The sequence below is a fragment of the Clostridium sp. MD294 genome (assembly GCF_000364165.2).
Lineage (GTDB): Bacteria > Bacillota > Clostridia > Lachnospirales > Anaerotignaceae > Coprocola.
Window position 1 is genome coordinate 1,513,279 of sequence record NZ_CP097810.1, and the last position, 16,385, is coordinate 1,529,663.

Sequence of the window (16,385 nt, forward strand, 5' to 3'; positions counted from 1 at the left end):
TTATGCAATACTATTTGTTATTTTGCCATTTTTTTCTTTCTACAAAACGCCCTATATAAAATGCAATAATACCTACGCCTATAGCTGTTTGCAAACAAAATAAAAGACTTTCTATTTCGCCAGGTATTTCTTTTCCAAGCCATTTTTCTAATACAGGAGTAAACCAAGGCTCATATTCTACTGCTATTTGTTCTATCATAGCACTGCCTGCGTCGTCAGAACCTCCAAATTCTGATTGTTTTAATGTTAAAAAGGGTAAAAATGCCATTAGTATTACAATAAGTGATAATATTGCTATCATTTTTTTGTTTTTGGAAGTCATAAGTATTACACCTCCTTTTCAAAACCAATTAATTTCATTTCTGGTAAAGCATATGTTTGTAATACAATAATAATCATTACAGTAAGTATGCCTTCTATTATAGCAAGAGGGAGCTGTGTAGGGGCAAAAACACCTAAAAATTTGAGTATAGATGCTGCAATGCCACCTTCCACAGAAGGATAAGCAATACCGAGCTGTATACTTGTAACACAGTAAGTAAAAAAGTCACCTAAAAATGCTGCAATAAATACACTAACTTTTACATTAAAATGACACTTTTGGGCTATTTTGTATGCTGCATAGGACAAAAATGGCCCTGCGATTGCCATAGAAAATATATTTGCTCCTAGTGTAGTTAGTCCGCCATGTGCCAAAAGTATCGCTTGAAATAAAAGCACTATAATGCCTAATACTGAAACAGGAGATGCACCAAACAGTATTGCTCCTAGTGCTGTGCCTGTCATGTGAGAACAGCTTCCTGTTACAGAGGGTATTTTTAAAGAAGAAATCACAAATATAAATGCAGCTGCCATAGCAAGTAGTGTGACATTTTTTCTGTCATGCTCTAGTATTTTTTGTATGCGATAAAATCCTAAAAACAAAAAAGGAAGTGATACAATACCCCATGCAATACAGTGAGAAGGTGCTAAATAGCCTTCCATAATGTGCATAGCATGGGTAGTTGACAAAATACCAAATATTGCTGAAAATGTAATAATAAAAAACAGTATTTTTTTCATAATATTCCTCTCTTTCTGTATGTAGTTATAGCAATTTTTCAAGTTGCTGTATATTTTTTGCAAATGTATCACATTTTTTTAGTATTCCTTTTTGTAACAACATATGCTGTATTTGCAAAAGTGTAGGCTGTTTTAAATGGGATTTTGAAAGCACATCATTGTTGCAAAATACATTTTCTGCTGTATCATCTGCTATAATTTCTCCTTTGTAAAATAAAATAACTCTTTGTGCAAAACGGTAGGCAAAATCTACATCATGAGTAGAAAGTAATATTGTTTTTTGCTGTTTAGAAAGTTTTTCAAGCACATCTTCTAACATTTTTTGATGAAGTGCATCTAGTGCAGTAGTAGGTTCATCAAATAAATAGATACTTGGCTGCATTACAATACTGTCTGCAATGGTTACTCTTTTTTTTTCTCCTCCGCTTAATGTATGTGTGGCTCTGTTTTGAAGTGATTTTAAATTCATATATTCCATTGCTTGATGTGTCCTTTTTAATACCTGCTGTTGTGTAAGCTTTAAATTCATTGCACCAAATGAAATTTCTGATAATACAGTAGGAGCAATGATTTGATTATCTGGCTGCTGAAATACAAATGCAACATTTTTTGTCAATTCTATTTTATTTTTTTTGGTGATTTTTTTTCCTTCTAGAAATATTTCGCCTCTATCAGGTGTTATTACTCCATTCATGCAAATAAATAATGTAGATTTTCCTGCACCATTTGCTCCTAATATCGCTATTTTTTCTCCTTTAAAAATATCTATATTGATATTTTTCAGTGTTTGATTTTTTCCGTCATAGCTGTAGTATAGTTGTTTGAGTTGTAATTGTAATTGTTTCATAATGCTTTTCCCTTCAAAACAATATTTAATAATACTATGCTTAAAATATAAATAACTCCTTTTATTGTTATGGCATTGTTATGGCATTGCTCTTGCTGTAAAAAAAGTAATTCACCTGTATAACATCTTGCTTCCATAGCTTTATAATGCTGTTGTGCTTTTTGAAGTGATAGTAATAATAAATTGGTAATGCAGCTTGAAAATGTTTTGATTGATGTTTTAAAGTCACAATAACCTAGTCTTGCCATAGAGGCAATTTTAAGCTGATGTTGTATTTCTGCTAGTATAAATAAATAGCGATATGTGATATACATTAACTCTGTTAGTATTTTAGGTACATGAAGTTTTTGAAATACAGATACTATTTGATAAATAGGTGTAGATAATGTTAAAAAATATAATGCACTGACTGCAGCAAATGTTCTTGCCATAATACAAATACTTTTGAATATGGTTTGTTTTGTGACATATAGTGTAATGTGCTGTTCAAAATGTATTTCTATTGCAATGGCAATACAGCCTAAAAATATAAATACAAAAGGAATAGAAAGCATAGTGATGTAGTCATGTATATTGATTTTGTTTTTTAACACATTTATAAAAAGCATAGTAATAATGATATAACAGGAAATTACTATGTTGTTATAATATAGACATAGTGATACTATTGTAATTGTAAAAATAAATTTTAATATGGCAGTATATTTTATGAAAGGAGAATGATAAGCAATATCATCTATTTGTTTCAAATGTTTTTTCATAATTTCCTCCTAAATAAAAAAGTGCCTTTTTTCACACAGGGCAAAAAAGACACACAAATAACACTATACCTATGCCAATTATCGCTCGTAATTGATATATTTTTATACATAAAAAGGCAGGTCTTCTGACTTAGGCGTCATAGATTTGTGTTTTGCCTTCCCGCAAAATAATACAGTGACAATTATAAAACACAATCTCAGCCAATACAGCGGCGGGACCGTATGAGAATTACACTCATTTCCCTATTCTCTGAAATGCAAATGCTTTCAGCACCTTTTTATTGATATTTTATTCTATTTTACTGTATTATAATACAGTATTTTCCATATTGCAATACTTTTTAATATCCATTAAAAAATAAAACTGACATAGCATTTGTTATGTCAGTTTTGAATAATATTGTAGTATTAAATAGCTTCTACACAAAGTGTATAACTTTCAGATGTAATTTGTTTAGTGTACTTTGCACCATCATTTTCAAAAGATAAATCGCATGGTGTTGTATAATCACTCATATTTAGATTTTGTTCAAAATCTGACATACTTGTTCTCAAAAGGAAAACAGTAGTTGCTGTAGTGTAATAAATAGTATTATATAAACTATTTGTTTTATTTTGATTAGCAACATCTATTTTTGAAGTAAATGATGTAATATTGTTTGTATTCTCGTTTACAGTATAACTTAAAACAATATTGTGTTCTGTAGTAGCAGTATATGTAATAATACCGTTTTCATTTTGCTGCATTTCAAAATCAAATGAATTTAAATCATCAAATCCTCCATCTGATAATGAATTATGATATAAAGTAGTAAAATCATCATTGGATACATTAAATTCAGCAATTTCTGACTGTTTATTGTCTGTGGTATCGTCTGATTGTTCTTTTTCACTGTCATCACTGTGTTGTTGTGATTGTTGTGGAGTGGTTTCTTCTGGTGTTGAGCCGCAGCCTGCTGTTCCCAATAACATAGATGCTGCTAAAATCATTGTGATATACTTTTTCATAATAATAATCCTCCCTAATAAAAATAATATATTTCGTTACTGAAATAGTGTAACATTTTAAAAATATTTTTGCAATATAGAGTAGTAAAATAAATTTAACTATTTGACCAATTTTATACTAAAAATAGTCATATGTTGTAATATAACAATATAATAAAAAAACAGTATTACTTTTTATTATAAAATAAAAAAAGCTATCATTGAAAATGCAATGATAGCTCAGTCTGCCAAAAAAACTCATTCTGCCATAAAAAGCAAAGGGTATAGGGAGTGCAACTCTCCATTCTAATCCACAAGGCGAGCTTTGCTCGCCTGAGGAAAACAGTATCACATCGCCAATATAGGCGGTCAATCTCTGGCTGACTTTTCCGAAGGAAAAGTGCTTGATATTGTTTCAAGTTTTTTAAGCTGATGGAACAAGCTGTTTATACGTTTGAACAAGTCGATTTTATAGACACGCTGAGACTAGCAAAACGCTAGCTTTTTTTAATTTTCCTTATAACGACACTTTTATCACTTTTATTTATTTTAATAATAAAACTATCGTTATAAAAAGCCACATCTACTTTTCCTATATTACCATTTTTTAAGTAATGTATTTCTCCAGATAATGTTCCATTTCTTCCTTTATTGTTAATTATATCTTTTACTACAAAGCGTAAGTAATAAGGATATTTTGCTTCTTTTCCTGTTTTTGTATATGGATTATATATTATACTACAAATGTCACTTATATCTTCATTTCCTATTGGCTCAAAATGTATTTGTTCTTTTTCAAATTGTACTTTTAATGTTTTGTAATATCCATTTTTAAAAATATCATTCAATGACAATAATATATCTTGTTCTGCTATTTTTTTTCCTTCTTCTGTCAAAATATAATATCCTTTATCATTTTTCATATTAGCTATATCATATCTAAATATAATATCATTAGGTAATTCTTCTGGTATAGATACCTTAATTTCTTCTTTTTGATTATTTACTTCTTTTTGAAACGCTTGTGTTATCTTTTTGAAAATTCCCAATTTATTCACCTTATTATTATCATAAATTTATTATGCTTGTTAAAATATAACATATAAGGTCATATTTTGCAATGATATGTCAAAAATAAAATAATTTTATGTGAAAATAAAAAAAGCCATCATTGAAAATACAATGATAGCTTGACATGAGTCACTCGGGGCTCGAACCCGAGACACCTGGATTAAAAGTCCAGTGCTCTACCTGCTGAGCTAGTGACCCACAACGGATATTATTGTAATATATAATATTTAAAATGTCAACACTTTTTTTCAAAAAAATATAAAAATTTTGGGGGGATATTATAATAATATCAAAAAATTGTAAATAATCCCTCTATTTATAATAGATAGAGGGATTATTTATTTCTATTTTATAGTTTATTTTTTAAGTTTTTTCAAATTATTATTTTGGAAACCACTGACAATTATTTTCATTTGTATGTGTAACAAATTTATCTAATGACTTGTGACTTCTAATATTACGTACTTTTTGAGAAAACTTATCATCATTTCTCTTATCTAAAATTTCCAAATCATCTCCTGATGGTTTCATAATTTGTCTTGCTTCATCAATTATTTTATTTGTTCTTATACTAGGTTCATTTCTAATAATCTGTAAAACAACTGGTCTAATTTCTCCTTCTGAGTAACAACTCATTTTATCATCTCCTATCTATTTTATTTGTTTAAAAAGTTATTATATTTTTTTGCCAAAGCACAACGGAATGTTGTAAAAGACTTTTTTGCACATCTATTGTTCTTTGGTTAGAACTACCTTTAAAATACAATTCTAAAGAACGCAGTTCATATATAAAAGTACCATCAATAAGCACATCTGTAAAATGAAGCAATTTTTGTATTGCTTTGTCATTTTTAGCAAGTAATTCTTCCCAAGTGTAGCCAGTATATAGCCAAACTGTTAAGCCCATTTTTTTCGCTTCTTGGGCGAGTATGGAGCAGGGGAGGGGTTGCTCCATAGGTTCGCCACCAGAAAGTGTTATGCCATCTAATAAAGGATTTTGTGCTATCATAGCAATTAAATTTTCTGTATTTTCTTCATAGCCACCGTTGGGGTCGTGTGTTTGGGGGTTGTGGCAATGAGGACAATGATGAGGGCAGCCTTGTGTAAAAATAGTAAAACGAATACTTTCTCCATCTACTATAGAGTCGTTTACAACACCATTAATTCTAATATTCATTTATTTTTGTTCTCCGTTTTCAGAAATTGTATGTTTTACTCTGTCATGTTCTTCTGCTCTTTTAGCATTGTTAAAGCGGTCAAGTGTGCCTACTAAATAACCAGTAATACGACGTATTCTTTGAAAAGGAATACCATCTTTTTCACTTCTGCCACATTTTGGGCAGGTGTCGCCTATAATACCGTTATAACCACATACAGGGTCTCTGTCAACGGGGTGATTGATAGAACCATAACCTATATTTTGAGATTTCATATAACGAATGATTTTTTCAAAAGCATCTACATTTTGAGTAGGGTCACCATCTAATTCAATATAAGTAATGTGTCCTGCATTGGTAAGAGCATGGTAAGGTGCTTCTATTTGTATTTTTTTAAAGGCACTTGTGTTATAATAAACAGGCACATGAAAACTATTTGTATAATATTGTTTATCTGTAATGCCTTCTAGTATACCAAAACGTTTTTGGTCTAATTTTAAAAATCTGCCAGAAAGTCCTTCTGCTGGTGTAGCAAGTAATGTAAAATTTAGCTTCATTTTTTCAGAAGCTTCGTCCATACGACGCCTCATATGGCTTATAATGTCTAAACCTAAATTTTGTGCAACTTCACTTTCGCCATGGTGCATACCTATAAGAGATTTTAAACATTCTGCTAAGCCTATAAAACCTACAGAAAGTGTACCATGTTTTAACACTTCTCTTACTTCATCATCACGATTTAATTTTTCGCTGTCAATCCAAACACCTTCTCCCATGAGAAAAGGGTAGTTGTGTACTTTTTTCTTTGCTTGTATTTCAAAACGTTCTAAAAGTTGCTCTATTACTAAATCAATTTTGCTATCTAATTCTTTGTAAAACCAGTCAATATTACCATTAGATAATATAGCAATACGAGGTAAATTGATAGTGGTAAAACTTAAATTTCCTCTACCTGGAGAAACTTCTTTATTTTTGTCATAGACATTTCCTATTACTCTGGTACGACAGCCCATATAAGCAATTTCTGTTTCTGGAGTACCTTTATAATATTGTAAATTGAAAGGAGCATCTTGAAATGAAAAATTAGGGAAAAGCCTTTTAGCACTTACACGGCAACTTAAACGAAATAAATCGTAATTTGGTTCTCCCGGATTAAAATTGATGCCTTCTTTTACTCTAAATATTTGTATAGGAAATATAGGTGTTTCACCATTGCCAAGTCCTACTTCTGTAACAAGCAATAAATTTTTTACTACCATTCTGCCCTCTGTGGAGGTATCCATACCATAGTTGACAGAAGAAAAAGGTGTTTGTGCTCCTGCTCTGGAGTGCATAGTGTTTAAATTGTGTATCAAAGACTCCATAGCTTGGTATGTGGCTTTATCTGTTTCTGATAGAGATTTCTTTTTAGAAAAACATTGTGCTTTTTGTATGATTTCATTTGACAAACCTAATGAACAAAGTAAATCCGTTTCTTTTTGTGTATAAATTTCATTTTCATCAATAGTAGCACAATATCCTTGTTCTGATAAAGATATTAAGCCATTTTTTACTTCTTCTGCTTTTTGTATATCTGCCATCAATTCAATAGAGGATACCATATTAGAGTGGTATCTTTTTAAATAGGTTTTTTTGACACCTGGTGCTAAACCATAGTCTAAATTAACAATAGCCTGTCCGCCATGTTGGTCGTTTTGATTGGACTGTATAGCAATGCAGGCAAGTGCGGCATAGCTGGCAATGTCATTAGGCTCTCTGACAACACCATGCCCTGTAGAAAAACCATTATGAAATAATTTTAATAAATCAATTTGACAGCAAGTAGTAGTAAGTGTATAAAAATCTAAATCATGTATATGTATGTCACCATTTTGGTGTGCTTGTGAATGAGCAGTATTTAATACATAACATTCGTAAAAATGTTTTGCACCTTCTGAGCCGTATTTTAACATAGAACCCATAGCAGTATTACCGTCAATATTAGCGTTTTCTCTTTTTATGTCACTATCATTTACATCTTTATATGTAATATCTTCAAATGTTTTCATCAAACGGCTATTCATATTACGTATACGAGTTCTTTCTGCTCTATAAAGTATATACGCTTTTGCCGTGTTAATGTGACCATTTTCGATTAAAACTTTTTCTACAGTATCTTGTATTTGTTCTACAGAGGGAGACTCCATTTGTAGATGCTCGCAAACTTTTTGTGCCAACTGTAAACAAACAATATCCTCTTTTTTTCCTATTGTAGAAGAAAATGCTTTTTGTATAGCATTTGCGATTTTGTTAATGTCAAAATGAGCTAGTCTTCCATCTCTTTTTTGAATGGTTGTAATCATAAAAAAAATTCCCTTCCTTCTTTTTGTAATTGTCTGTACTATATGTAGTGTTTGGGGAATTAAGAACATATGTTCTTACAAAAAAGTACAATAAGCCATCGCTGTGTTGTGGCGATATTTGTCGATAAACACAATATATAGCAATCTATTTATAATAAGCGTATATATATTGTAGTATAGAAAAAGAAATCCGTCAATATGACATTTGTGAAATTATGGTAGTAATAATGGTAGGAAAGGCGATATATAAGCATATACTGTAAAAATAAAAAATTTTTGTAAGGAGAAAAATAGCATGGAACGTTTTTGTGAATTAAAACAAAAAGAGGTTATTAATGTTTGTGATGGCTGTAGACTAGGATATGTGACAGATTTAGAATTTGATAGTTGTAATGGAAAAATACTAGCACTAATTATACCAGTAGAAAATGGGAAAATGTGGAATATATTTGGAGGGGGAAATAGACAATATTATATTCCTTGGAAATGTATTAAAAAAATAGGAGATGACATTATATTGATAGAGTCTAGTTTAGAAGAATTGCTTCAAGAATGTTAAAAGTAAAACCATAGTAAAATATGGCAAAAAATGTTGACCAATAAAGGTTTTTTGTATATACTATACAATGTATAAATATATAAAAAAACAATAATGGAAGGGAGGGTGTATATTGTGAAATGTCCATTTTGTAATCATGAAGATACAAAAGTAATTGATTCAAGAAGTCAAGAAGAAAATTCTGTAATACGTCGAAGAAGACTGTGTGACAAATGTGGAAAACGTTTTACAACATATGAAAGAATTGATGCCATTCCCGTTACAGTAATCAAAAAAGATAGCACGAGAGAATTGTTTGATAAAATAAAATTGTTAAATGGCATTATGAAATCCTGCTATAAAAGACCTGTTTCAGTACATCAAATGGAGCTTTTGGTGGAGGATATTGAAACGACATTAGTTGGCTCAGGAGAAAGAGAAATCGAAAGCCAAAAAATAGGTGATATGGTAATAGAAAGATTAAAAGACTTAGATGAGGTTTCTTATGTGCGTTTTGCATCTGTGTATCGCCAATTTACAGATATTGATAAATTCCGTGAAGAACTGGATAAAATGGCAAAAGAAAAATCAAATGAATAACAAATAAAACCCCGACAGAAATGTTGTCGGGGTTTTGTTGTATATAAATTTGACAAATGGAAAAAACAGTATTATAATAGCCGATATACTTTATTTAAGTAGAGTAATAAAGTAAAAAGAAAGGAAAATATAGCTATGAGAGATAATAAACTTTATACACCTGTGGGTGTAAAAGATATGCTTTTCAAAGAATGTGATATAAAAAGAAATGTTACACATAAAATAGGAGAAATTTTTAGACGTTTTGGATATGAGCAAGTAGAAACACCTACATTTGAATATATGGAAGTATTTTCTGATGAAAAATTAGGTGGCACAAAACCCAAAGAAATGTTTCGTTTTTTTGATAGAGATGGCTCTACACTGGCATTGCGTACAGATATGACACCTCCTATTGCCCGTATTGCTTCTACTAATTTTGCAGATAAAAAAGAGGAAGCAATGCGATTTAGCTATTTTGGAAACACATTTCGCTATAATGAGCAGTATCAGGGAAAACAGAGAGAATTTTATCAGGCAGGTGTAGAACTTTTAGGTATAGATAATGCTGATGCAGATGGAGAAGTGCTTGCAGTGGCAATAAACAGCTTGTTAGAAGCAGGACTTTCTGATTTTAGAATTATAGTAGGAAATGTAGCATTTTTTAAAGGAATATTACAAGAAACATTGTTATCAGAACAAATTTGCAAAGAATTACAAATGCGTGTAGCTTATAGAGATTATGTTTCTGTAGAAGAAATTGTAACGAAATATGATATGCCAGAAAATAGCAGACAACTTTTTATAGAATTGCCTAAATTGGTGGGAACGCTAGAAGTGCTTGCTTATGCCAAAAGACTTACTAAAAATAAAATGGCAAAAAGAGCAATATCTCGTTTACAAGAATTGTATCATATATTGCGTTATTATAATATGGAAGAGTATGTAACATTTGATTTAGGTATGGTAGGACAACTAAATTATTATACAGGTATTATATTTAGAGGATATGTTGACAATAGTGGCTATAGTATATTGAGTGGAGGTCGCTATGACAATTTAGTAGCACAGTATGGCACAGATATGCCTGCGGTGGGTATGGTGCTAAAATTAAATGAAATACTTTTTGCTATGCAAAAACAATGTGTTGTAATAGAGGAGAAAAAAGCGAAAACACTTGTAGCATTTTCAGAACAAGGCAGACAAACAGCCATACAAATAGCAAATACTTATCGTAGAAGTGGTATGTATGTAGAAATGAGCCTTTTGGGAGAAGATGTTGCTAAAAATATGGCTTATGCACAGTCAAAACAAATGAGCCATGTGTTGTATTTTGTAGACAGTGATATTGTTAAAGTGATTAGTTTGGCGGACGAAATAGGAGGGTTTACAGTAGAAATTGCTGTATCAGAGCTAATATTGCCTAATGTAAAGGAGGAGCAACAATGAAATATTTAACATTTGCATTAGCAAAAGGAAGACTGGCAGAACAGACAATGAAATTGTTTGAAGAAATAAATATGCCTTGTGAAGAAATGAAACAAAAAACAAGAAAATTGATATTTGTGAATGAGGCATTAAAATTAAAATTTTTTCTTTCTAAAGCAAGCGATGTGCCTACTTATGTAGAACATGGAGCAGCAGATGTAGGTATTGTAGGAAAAGATACTATATTAGAAGAAGAAAGAAATTTATATGAAATATTAGATTTGTATTTAGGAAAGTGCTTTATGGCAGTAGCAGGAAAACCAGAAATGAAACAAAAATTAAAAACAATGAACAATATTCGTGTAGCATCAAAATACCCTCATATTGCAAAAGATTATTTTGATAAACAACAAATTACAGTAGAAATTATAAAATTAAATGGCTCTGTGGAATTAGCACCTATTGTAGGGCTTTCAGATGTCATAGTGGATATTGTAGAAACAGGCTCAACATTAAAAGCGAATGGTTTGGAAGTGTTGGAACAAATTTGTCCGCTTTCTGCAAGAGTGATTGTTAATAGAGGTAGTATGAAAATGGAACACAAAAGAATTATGAATATCATAGACAATATGAGAGCAGTACGATAAGGAGAGAGTAAAAAGTGATAACTGTATTAAAAAATAGTGACAATGAAAAATTACAGCAAATATTATATAGAAATAATACAGAAAAAAAAGAAGCACAAAAAGCAGTAGATGAAATATTATATACTGTAAAAACAAAAGGAAATCAAGCACTTTTTGAATATACAAAACAGTTTGATGGCGTTGAAATAACAGAGCAAAATATAAAAGTGACACAACAGGAATTTGAGTATGCTTATAAACAAGTATCAAAAGAATTAATAAAAGTCATACAAAAAGCATCTCAAAGAATTAGAAATTTTCATCAAAAACAAAAATTAAATAGTTGGTTAGAACCTTCTGAAAATGGCGAAATGTTGGGGCAACTGATACGTCCTATTGAAAAAGTAGGTATTTATGTTCCAGGTGGAAAAGCTGCTTATCCTTCTAGTGTGCTTATGAATGCAGTAACGGCTTCTGTGGCAGGCGTACCACATATTATTATGACAACACCTGCACAAAAAGATGGTAGAGTAGCAGCTACAACATTGGTAGCAGCAAAAGAGTCAGGTGTAAATGAAGTATATAAAGTAGGGGGAGCACAAGCCATTGCAGCACTTGCCTATGGTACAACCTGTATACCAAAAGTATATAAAATATGTGGGCCAGGTAATATTTATGTAGCATTGGCAAAAAAAAGCGTTTATGGACAAGTCAATATTGACTCTGTAGCAGGGCCTAGCGAAATACTTGTCATAGCAGATGAAAGTGCCAATGCAGCTTATGTAGCAGCAGATATGCTTTCACAAGCAGAACATGACGAAATGGCAGCAGCAATGCTTGTAACAGACAGTGAAATATTGGCAGAGAAAGTAAAAAAGGAATTGTATATACAAACAGAAAAATTAGAAAGAAAAGAAATCATACAAAAATCACTTGAAAATTATGGTTTGATAGTTGTTGTAAAAGATATGAGGCAGGCTTGTGAACTGTCAAATCACATCGCACCAGAACATATGGAAATTTGTACAAAAGCACCTTTTGAATTGTTGCCTTATATTAAAAATGCAGGTGCGATATTTTTGGGACACTATACACCAGAACCTTTAGGGGATTATATGGCAGGGCCCAATCATGTATTGCCTACAGCAGGTACAGCAAGATTTTTTTCTCCTCTTTCTATAGACGATTTTATAAAAAAATCAAGTATATTGTCATTTAGCAAAGAGGCATTTTTAGAACTGTCTGATGATGTTATAACATTTGCAAAAGGAGAAGGTCTGACAGCACACGCAAATGCAGTTGCAATAAGAAAGGAGTATAAAAATATATGAGAACAGCAGTAATTAAAAGAAATACTTATGAAACAAATATTGCATTAAATATTAATATAGATGGCAAAGGAGAAAATAGTATTGATACAGGAGTAGGTTTTTTTGACCATATGTTAACACATATTTCAAAACATGGTTTTATAGATATGCAATTAAAAGCAGAGGGAGATTTATATGTAGATTGTCACCATACTGTAGAAGATGTAGGTATTGTACTGGGGAAAGCAATAGCACAAGCATTAGGAGATAAAAAGGGTATTAAAAGATATGGTAGTTTTATATTGCCTATGGAAGAAGCACTTGTGTTATGCGCATTAGATATTTCTGGAAGGCCCTATTTGGGATATGATGCTACATTTCAAACAGAAAAAATAGGCACTATGGATACACAAATGATAGAAGAATTTTTTAGAGCGGTGTGCCTTCATGCAGGATTAAATTTACATATCAAAGTGTTTGCGGGAAAAAATGACCATCATATTGCAGAGGCAATGTTTAAAGCATTTGGTAAAGCACTAGACATAGCAACAAGCTATGACGAAAGAATAGAAGGGGTACTTTCTACAAAAGGAATGTTGGAGGGATAACAAATGATTGCAATTATTGATTATGGTATGGGTAATTTGAGAAGTGTTCAAAAAGCATTTGAATATTTGGGCAATAAAGCAGTCATAACACAACAAACAAGTGAAATACAAAAAGCGGATAAAGTGGTGCTACCTGGTGTAGGTGCTTTTAGAGATGCTATGCAAACAATAAAACAAAAAGGTATTGATAGAGTGCTTTATGAAGTGGTAGAACAAAAAAAACCTCTTTTAGGTATTTGTTTGGGTATGCAAATGTTTTTTGAAAAAAGCTATGAATATGGAGAACAAAAAGGATTAGGTATATTGCAAGGAGAAATTATAAAATTGCCAGAAAGTGTTAAAATTCCTCATATGGGTTGGAATTCTTTGAATATTAAAAAGAAAAGTCCTTTGTTTGAAGGACTTTCAGAGGAACCATATGTTTATTTTGTACATTCTTATCATTTACAAACAGAAGCAGATATTGTGAGTGCAACAACATATTACGGCAAAGAAATACAAGTAGCAGCACAAAAAGAAAATGTATTTGCGTTGCAGTTTCACCCTGAAAAAAGTGGCGATGTGGGTTTAAATATATTACAAAATTTTGGGAGGTTATAATAAATGCAAATTTATGCAGCAGTAGATATAAAAAATGGCAAATGTGTCAGATTAAAACAAGGAAAATTTGATGATGTAACAGTATATGAACAAAATCCTGTAAAAGCAGCACAAAATTGGATACAAAAAGGGGCAAGCTATTTGCACATAGTAGATTTGGACGGTGCAAAACAAGGTATATCACAAAACGAGCAAATATTAGAAGAAATTGTAAAATTGAGTGATGTACCAGTGCAAACAGGGGGAGGCGTACGCTCTCTAGAGGATATACAAAGAAAACTGTTAAAAGGCGTATCACGTGTAATATTGGGAACAGTTGCTGTAAAACAGCCTTTACTTGTAAAACAAGCGGTAGAAAAATTTGGAGCAGATAGCATTGTGGTAGGCATTGATGCAAAAAATGGTAATGTTGCAGTAGCGGGCTGGGAAGAAGTCAGCAATGTTTCTGCATTGGAATTGTGCTTGCAAATGAAAGAATATGGTGTAAAAACAGTGATATATACTGATATTGCAAAAGATGGTATGATGTCTGGAGGAAATGTAGAGGCAACAAAAGAACTTGTGGACAAAACAGGTATGGATATTATAGCATCAGGAGGCATTTCTAGTATGCAGGATTTGGAAAATGTAAAAAATATAAATGTGCAAGGTGTTATCGTAGGAAAAGCATTGTATCAGGGTGTATTAGATTTAACAGAAATTGTAAAAAAATTTGAATGATGTCAATCATAAAACTGTTTTGGGAGTGTCCAAACAAATATTTTTTAAGAGGAAGAACTTTTTTTACTTGTAAAAAGTTCCCTCCAGCGAACAAAGTCCGCTGTCTACGCTTTGCTTCGGTCGTCGCAGAACAAATGTCCACTGAACGTTTTGCAACTCAAACACCGCAAGCTTTTTGAAAAAAGCTTGACTAAAAACTTTTATTTTATTTTTTTCTAAATAAAAATTATTTTTAAATCTACTCTTTTTGGACACGCCCACTGTTTTGAAAAAAAGAAAGGAGGCAACACTGTGCATACAAAAAGAATTATACCTTGTTTAGATGTAAAAAATGGCAGAGTAGTAAAAGGAGTCAATTTTGTAAATTTAAAAGATGCTGGTGACCCTGTAGAAATTGCCCGTTATTATAATCAATCTATGGCAGATGAGTTAGTATTTTTGGATATTACAGCATCTTCTGATGCAAGAGAGATTATGCTAGATGTGGTAAAAAGAACAGCAGAGCAGGTATTTATACCTCTTACAGTAGGGGGAGGCATTAGAACAATAGAAGATTTTAGAAAAATATTGAGTGCAGGAGCAGATAAAATTTCAGTAAACAGTGCCGCATTAAAAAGACCAGAAATGATAAAACAAGCTGCAGAAAAATTTGGAAATCAATGTGTTGTAGTTGCTATAGATGCCAAAGCTAGACCAGAAGGCGGTTTTGATGTGTACTTAAATGGGGGGAGAGTAAATACTGGTAGAGATGCAGTAGAATGGGCATTAGAAGCAGAAGATTTAGGAGCAGGAGAAATACTTTTGACAAGTATGGACTGTGATGGTGTTAAAAATGGATATGATATAGCATTGACAAAAGCCATTGCTTCTAAAGTCAATATACCTGTTATTGCTTCAGGAGGAGCAGGAAAAAAACAGCATTTTTATGATGTGCTGACACAGGGAGAAGCAGATGCTGCACTTGCTGCGTCATTGTTTCATTTTAAAGAATTGGAAATAAAAGAGTTAAAACAATATTTGAATGAAAAACAAATTGCAGTTAGATTATAAGGAGAAAAAAATGTGTTTTATAAAACAGTTAAAATTTGATGAAAAGGGTTTGATACCTGTAATAACACAAGACTATCAAAATGGGCAGGTACTTATGTTGGGCTATGCCAATAAAGAGGCTATGGAATTGACATTACAAAAAGGAACAGTACATTATTACAGCAGAAGTAGAAAACAGCTGTGGCACAAAGGAGAAACATCTGGACATTTTCAACACGTAAAACAAATATTGTATGACTGTGATGCAGATGCTGTATTGATAAAAGTGGAACAGATAGGAGCAGCCTGTCATACGGGAAAACGTTCTTGTTTTTATAGAAATGAAAAAGGGGAGGAAATACTATAATGAAAAACAGTGAAGTACTTTTTGAACTGTATGATATTATATTAGATAGAAAAAGTAATGTAAAAGAAGGTTCTTATACCAATTATTTGTTTGACAAAGGATTAGATAAAATATTAAAAAAAGTAGGAGAAGAAGCAACAGAAACCATTATTGCAGCAAAAAATGAAGATAATAAAGAAGTGATATATGAATTGTCTGATTTATTGTATCATATTTCTGTATTGCTTGCAGAAAAAGGAATTACATGGCAAGAAGTATTTGAAGAACTCCAAAAAAGAGAATTAAAACAAGGAAATTTAAAACAATTTCATACTAGAACACAAATTTGAGCTTGTACGACAAAAAAATTTTTT

20 protein-coding genes, 1 tRNA gene and 1 riboswitch are annotated in these 16,385 nt (G+C 31.6%); of the genes, 11 read left to right on the forward strand and 10 right to left on the reverse strand.

What is annotated here, in order from left to right; all coding sequences use genetic code 11:
- Positions 1 to 10 precede the first annotated feature (10 nt).
- The 10 genes from C820_RS07430 to C820_RS07475 all read right to left on the reverse strand — a co-directional run bounded on the left by C820_RS07430 (position 11) and on the right by C820_RS07475 (position 8,227).
- Positions 11 to 322, reverse strand: coding sequence for an energy-coupling factor ABC transporter substrate-binding protein (locus C820_RS07430; RefSeq protein ID WP_004038456.1), 312 nt, complete (start codon positions 320 to 322; stop codon positions 11 to 13).
- Positions 323 to 327: 5 nt separating this feature from the next.
- On the reverse strand, positions 328 to 1,062 hold the full coding sequence (locus C820_RS07435) for an energy-coupling factor ABC transporter permease (RefSeq protein ID WP_004038454.1): 735 nt from the start codon (positions 1,060 to 1,062) through the stop codon (positions 328 to 330).
- A gap of 25 nt (positions 1,063 to 1,087) precedes the next feature.
- The gene (locus C820_RS07440) at positions 1,088 to 1,909 is read right to left on the reverse strand and encodes an energy-coupling factor ABC transporter ATP-binding protein (protein ID WP_004038452.1); all 822 of its coding nucleotides are present in this window, start codon (positions 1,907 to 1,909) and stop codon (positions 1,088 to 1,090) included.
- Positions 1,906 to 2,670 (reverse strand): cobalt ECF transporter T component CbiQ, encoded by a 765-nt coding sequence (gene cbiQ / locus C820_RS07445; RefSeq protein WP_004038450.1) that lies wholly within the window; start codon positions 2,668 to 2,670, stop codon positions 1,906 to 1,908. The genes C820_RS07440 and cbiQ overlap by 4 nt, the downstream gene beginning before the upstream one ends.
- A 98-nt stretch (positions 2,671 to 2,768) precedes the next feature.
- Positions 2,769 to 2,963, reverse strand: a riboswitch (cobalamin riboswitch).
- Between the two features lie 115 nt (positions 2,964 to 3,078).
- Complete coding sequence (locus tag C820_RS07450; RefSeq protein WP_004038448.1) at positions 3,079 to 3,678, reverse strand: putative periplasmic lipoprotein; 600 nt, start codon at positions 3,676 to 3,678, stop codon at positions 3,079 to 3,081.
- A gap of 476 nt (positions 3,679 to 4,154) precedes the next feature.
- Entirely contained in the window at positions 4,155 to 4,706 is a 552-nt protein-coding gene (locus C820_RS07455; RefSeq protein ID WP_004038441.1) for a hypothetical protein, read from the reverse strand.
- Between the two features lie 147 nt (positions 4,707 to 4,853).
- Positions 4,854 to 4,926 (reverse strand) — tRNA-Lys (locus tag C820_RS07460).
- A gap of 183 nt (positions 4,927 to 5,109) precedes the next feature.
- A complete protein-coding gene (locus C820_RS07465) occupies positions 5,110 to 5,364 on the reverse strand; it encodes a hypothetical protein (RefSeq protein WP_004038439.1) in 255 nt (84 codons plus the stop codon).
- A gap of 28 nt (positions 5,365 to 5,392) precedes the next feature.
- Entirely contained in the window at positions 5,393 to 5,905 is a 513-nt protein-coding gene (gene nrdG / locus C820_RS07470; RefSeq protein ID WP_004038438.1) for an anaerobic ribonucleoside-triphosphate reductase activating protein, read from the reverse strand.
- The gene (locus C820_RS07475; protein ID WP_004038435.1) at positions 5,906 to 8,227 is read right to left on the reverse strand and encodes an anaerobic ribonucleoside triphosphate reductase; all 2,322 of its coding nucleotides are present in this window, start codon (positions 8,225 to 8,227) and stop codon (positions 5,906 to 5,908) included.
- A gap of 295 nt (positions 8,228 to 8,522) precedes the next feature.
- On the opposite strand from C820_RS07475, the gene C820_RS07480 reads away from it, so the two are divergent.
- The 11 genes from C820_RS07480 (at position 8,523) to hisE (ending at position 16,361) form a co-directional block, all read left to right on the forward strand.
- Positions 8,523 to 8,786, forward strand: coding sequence for a PRC-barrel domain-containing protein (locus C820_RS07480; RefSeq protein WP_004038433.1), 264 nt, complete (start codon positions 8,523 to 8,525; stop codon positions 8,784 to 8,786).
- A gap of 114 nt (positions 8,787 to 8,900) precedes the next feature.
- On the forward strand, positions 8,901 to 9,365 hold the full coding sequence (nrdR, locus tag C820_RS07485; RefSeq protein WP_004038431.1) for a transcriptional regulator NrdR: 465 nt from the start codon (positions 8,901 to 8,903) through the stop codon (positions 9,363 to 9,365).
- 135 nt (positions 9,366 to 9,500) lie between these two features.
- Complete coding sequence (gene hisZ / locus C820_RS07490) at positions 9,501 to 10,793, forward strand: ATP phosphoribosyltransferase regulatory subunit (RefSeq protein WP_004038430.1); 1,293 nt, start codon at positions 9,501 to 9,503, stop codon at positions 10,791 to 10,793.
- Positions 10,790 to 11,419, forward strand: coding sequence for an ATP phosphoribosyltransferase (hisG, locus tag C820_RS07495; protein ID WP_004038418.1), 630 nt, complete (start codon positions 10,790 to 10,792; stop codon positions 11,417 to 11,419). The genes hisZ and hisG overlap by 4 nt, the downstream gene beginning before the upstream one ends.
- A 14-nt stretch (positions 11,420 to 11,433) precedes the next feature.
- Positions 11,434 to 12,729 (forward strand): histidinol dehydrogenase, encoded by a 1,296-nt coding sequence (hisD, locus tag C820_RS07500; RefSeq protein WP_004038416.1) that lies wholly within the window; start codon positions 11,434 to 11,436, stop codon positions 12,727 to 12,729.
- Entirely contained in the window at positions 12,726 to 13,316 is a 591-nt protein-coding gene (gene hisB, locus C820_RS07505; RefSeq protein WP_004038414.1) for an imidazoleglycerol-phosphate dehydratase HisB, read from the forward strand. The genes hisD and hisB overlap by 4 nt, the downstream gene beginning before the upstream one ends.
- 3 nt (positions 13,317 to 13,319) lie before the next feature.
- Positions 13,320 to 13,916: an imidazole glycerol phosphate synthase subunit HisH gene (hisH, locus tag C820_RS07510; protein WP_004038412.1), complete on the forward strand. Its 597-nt coding sequence runs from the start codon at positions 13,320 to 13,322 to the stop codon at positions 13,914 to 13,916.
- A gap of 3 nt (positions 13,917 to 13,919) precedes the next feature.
- Positions 13,920 to 14,636 carry a 1-(5-phosphoribosyl)-5-[(5-phosphoribosylamino)methylideneamino]imidazole-4-carboxamide isomerase gene (gene hisA, locus C820_RS07515; protein ID WP_004038410.1) on the forward strand — a complete coding sequence of 239 codons (717 nt, stop codon included), beginning with the start codon at positions 13,920 to 13,922 and terminating at the stop codon, positions 14,634 to 14,636.
- Positions 14,637 to 14,927: 291 nt separating this feature from the next.
- A complete protein-coding gene (hisF, locus tag C820_RS07520) occupies positions 14,928 to 15,686 on the forward strand; it encodes an imidazole glycerol phosphate synthase subunit HisF (protein ID WP_004038408.1) in 759 nt (252 codons plus the stop codon).
- 10 nt (positions 15,687 to 15,696) lie between these two features.
- Positions 15,697 to 16,032, forward strand: a complete 336-nt coding sequence (gene hisI, locus C820_RS07525; RefSeq protein WP_004038406.1) for a phosphoribosyl-AMP cyclohydrolase — start codon at positions 15,697 to 15,699, stop codon at positions 16,030 to 16,032.
- A complete protein-coding gene (hisE, locus tag C820_RS07530) occupies positions 16,032 to 16,361 on the forward strand; it encodes a phosphoribosyl-ATP diphosphatase (RefSeq protein WP_004038404.1) in 330 nt (109 codons plus the stop codon). Before hisI ends, hisE begins: the two co-directional genes overlap by 1 nt.
- The last annotated feature ends 24 nt before the right edge of the window (positions 16,362 to 16,385 follow it).

What these genes read in the sequence shown, in the direction of transcription:
- C820_RS07430 (WP_004038456.1), bottom strand. Translation starts at nt 322, where the DNA reads ATGACTTCCAAAAACAAAAAAATGATAGCAATATTATCACTTATTGTA.
- C820_RS07435 (WP_004038454.1), bottom strand. Translation starts at nt 1,062, where the DNA reads ATGAAAAAAATACTGTTTTTTATTATTACATTTTCAGCAATATTTGGT.
- C820_RS07440 (WP_004038452.1), bottom strand. Translation starts at nt 1,909, where the DNA reads ATGAAACAATTACAATTACAACTCAAACAACTATACTACAGCTATGAC.
- cbiQ (WP_004038450.1), bottom strand. Translation starts at nt 2,670, where the DNA reads ATGAAAAAACATTTGAAACAAATAGATGATATTGCTTATCATTCTCCT.
- C820_RS07450 (WP_004038448.1), bottom strand. Translation starts at nt 3,678, where the DNA reads ATGAAAAAGTATATCACAATGATTTTAGCAGCATCTATGTTATTGGGA.
- C820_RS07465 (WP_004038439.1), bottom strand. Translation starts at nt 5,364, where the DNA reads ATGAGTTGTTACTCAGAAGGAGAAATTAGACCAGTTGTTTTACAGATT.
- nrdG (WP_004038438.1), bottom strand. Translation starts at nt 5,905, where the DNA reads ATGAATATTAGAATTAATGGTGTTGTAAACGACTCTATAGTAGATGGA.
- C820_RS07475 (WP_004038435.1), bottom strand. Translation starts at nt 8,227, where the DNA reads ATGATTACAACCATTCAAAAAAGAGATGGAAGACTAGCTCATTTTGAC.
- C820_RS07480 (WP_004038433.1), top strand. Translation starts at nt 8,523, where the DNA reads ATGGAACGTTTTTGTGAATTAAAACAAAAAGAGGTTATTAATGTTTGT.
- hisZ (WP_004038430.1), top strand. Translation starts at nt 9,501, where the DNA reads ATGAGAGATAATAAACTTTATACACCTGTGGGTGTAAAAGATATGCTT.
- hisG (WP_004038418.1), top strand. Translation starts at nt 10,790, where the DNA reads ATGAAATATTTAACATTTGCATTAGCAAAAGGAAGACTGGCAGAACAG.
- hisB (WP_004038414.1), top strand. Translation starts at nt 12,726, where the DNA reads ATGAGAACAGCAGTAATTAAAAGAAATACTTATGAAACAAATATTGCA.
- hisH (WP_004038412.1), top strand. Translation starts at nt 13,320, where the DNA reads ATGATTGCAATTATTGATTATGGTATGGGTAATTTGAGAAGTGTTCAA.
- hisA (WP_004038410.1), top strand. Translation starts at nt 13,920, where the DNA reads ATGCAAATTTATGCAGCAGTAGATATAAAAAATGGCAAATGTGTCAGA.
- hisI (WP_004038406.1), top strand. Translation starts at nt 15,697, where the DNA reads ATGTGTTTTATAAAACAGTTAAAATTTGATGAAAAGGGTTTGATACCT.
- hisE (WP_004038404.1), top strand. Translation starts at nt 16,032, where the DNA reads ATGAAAAACAGTGAAGTACTTTTTGAACTGTATGATATTATATTAGAT.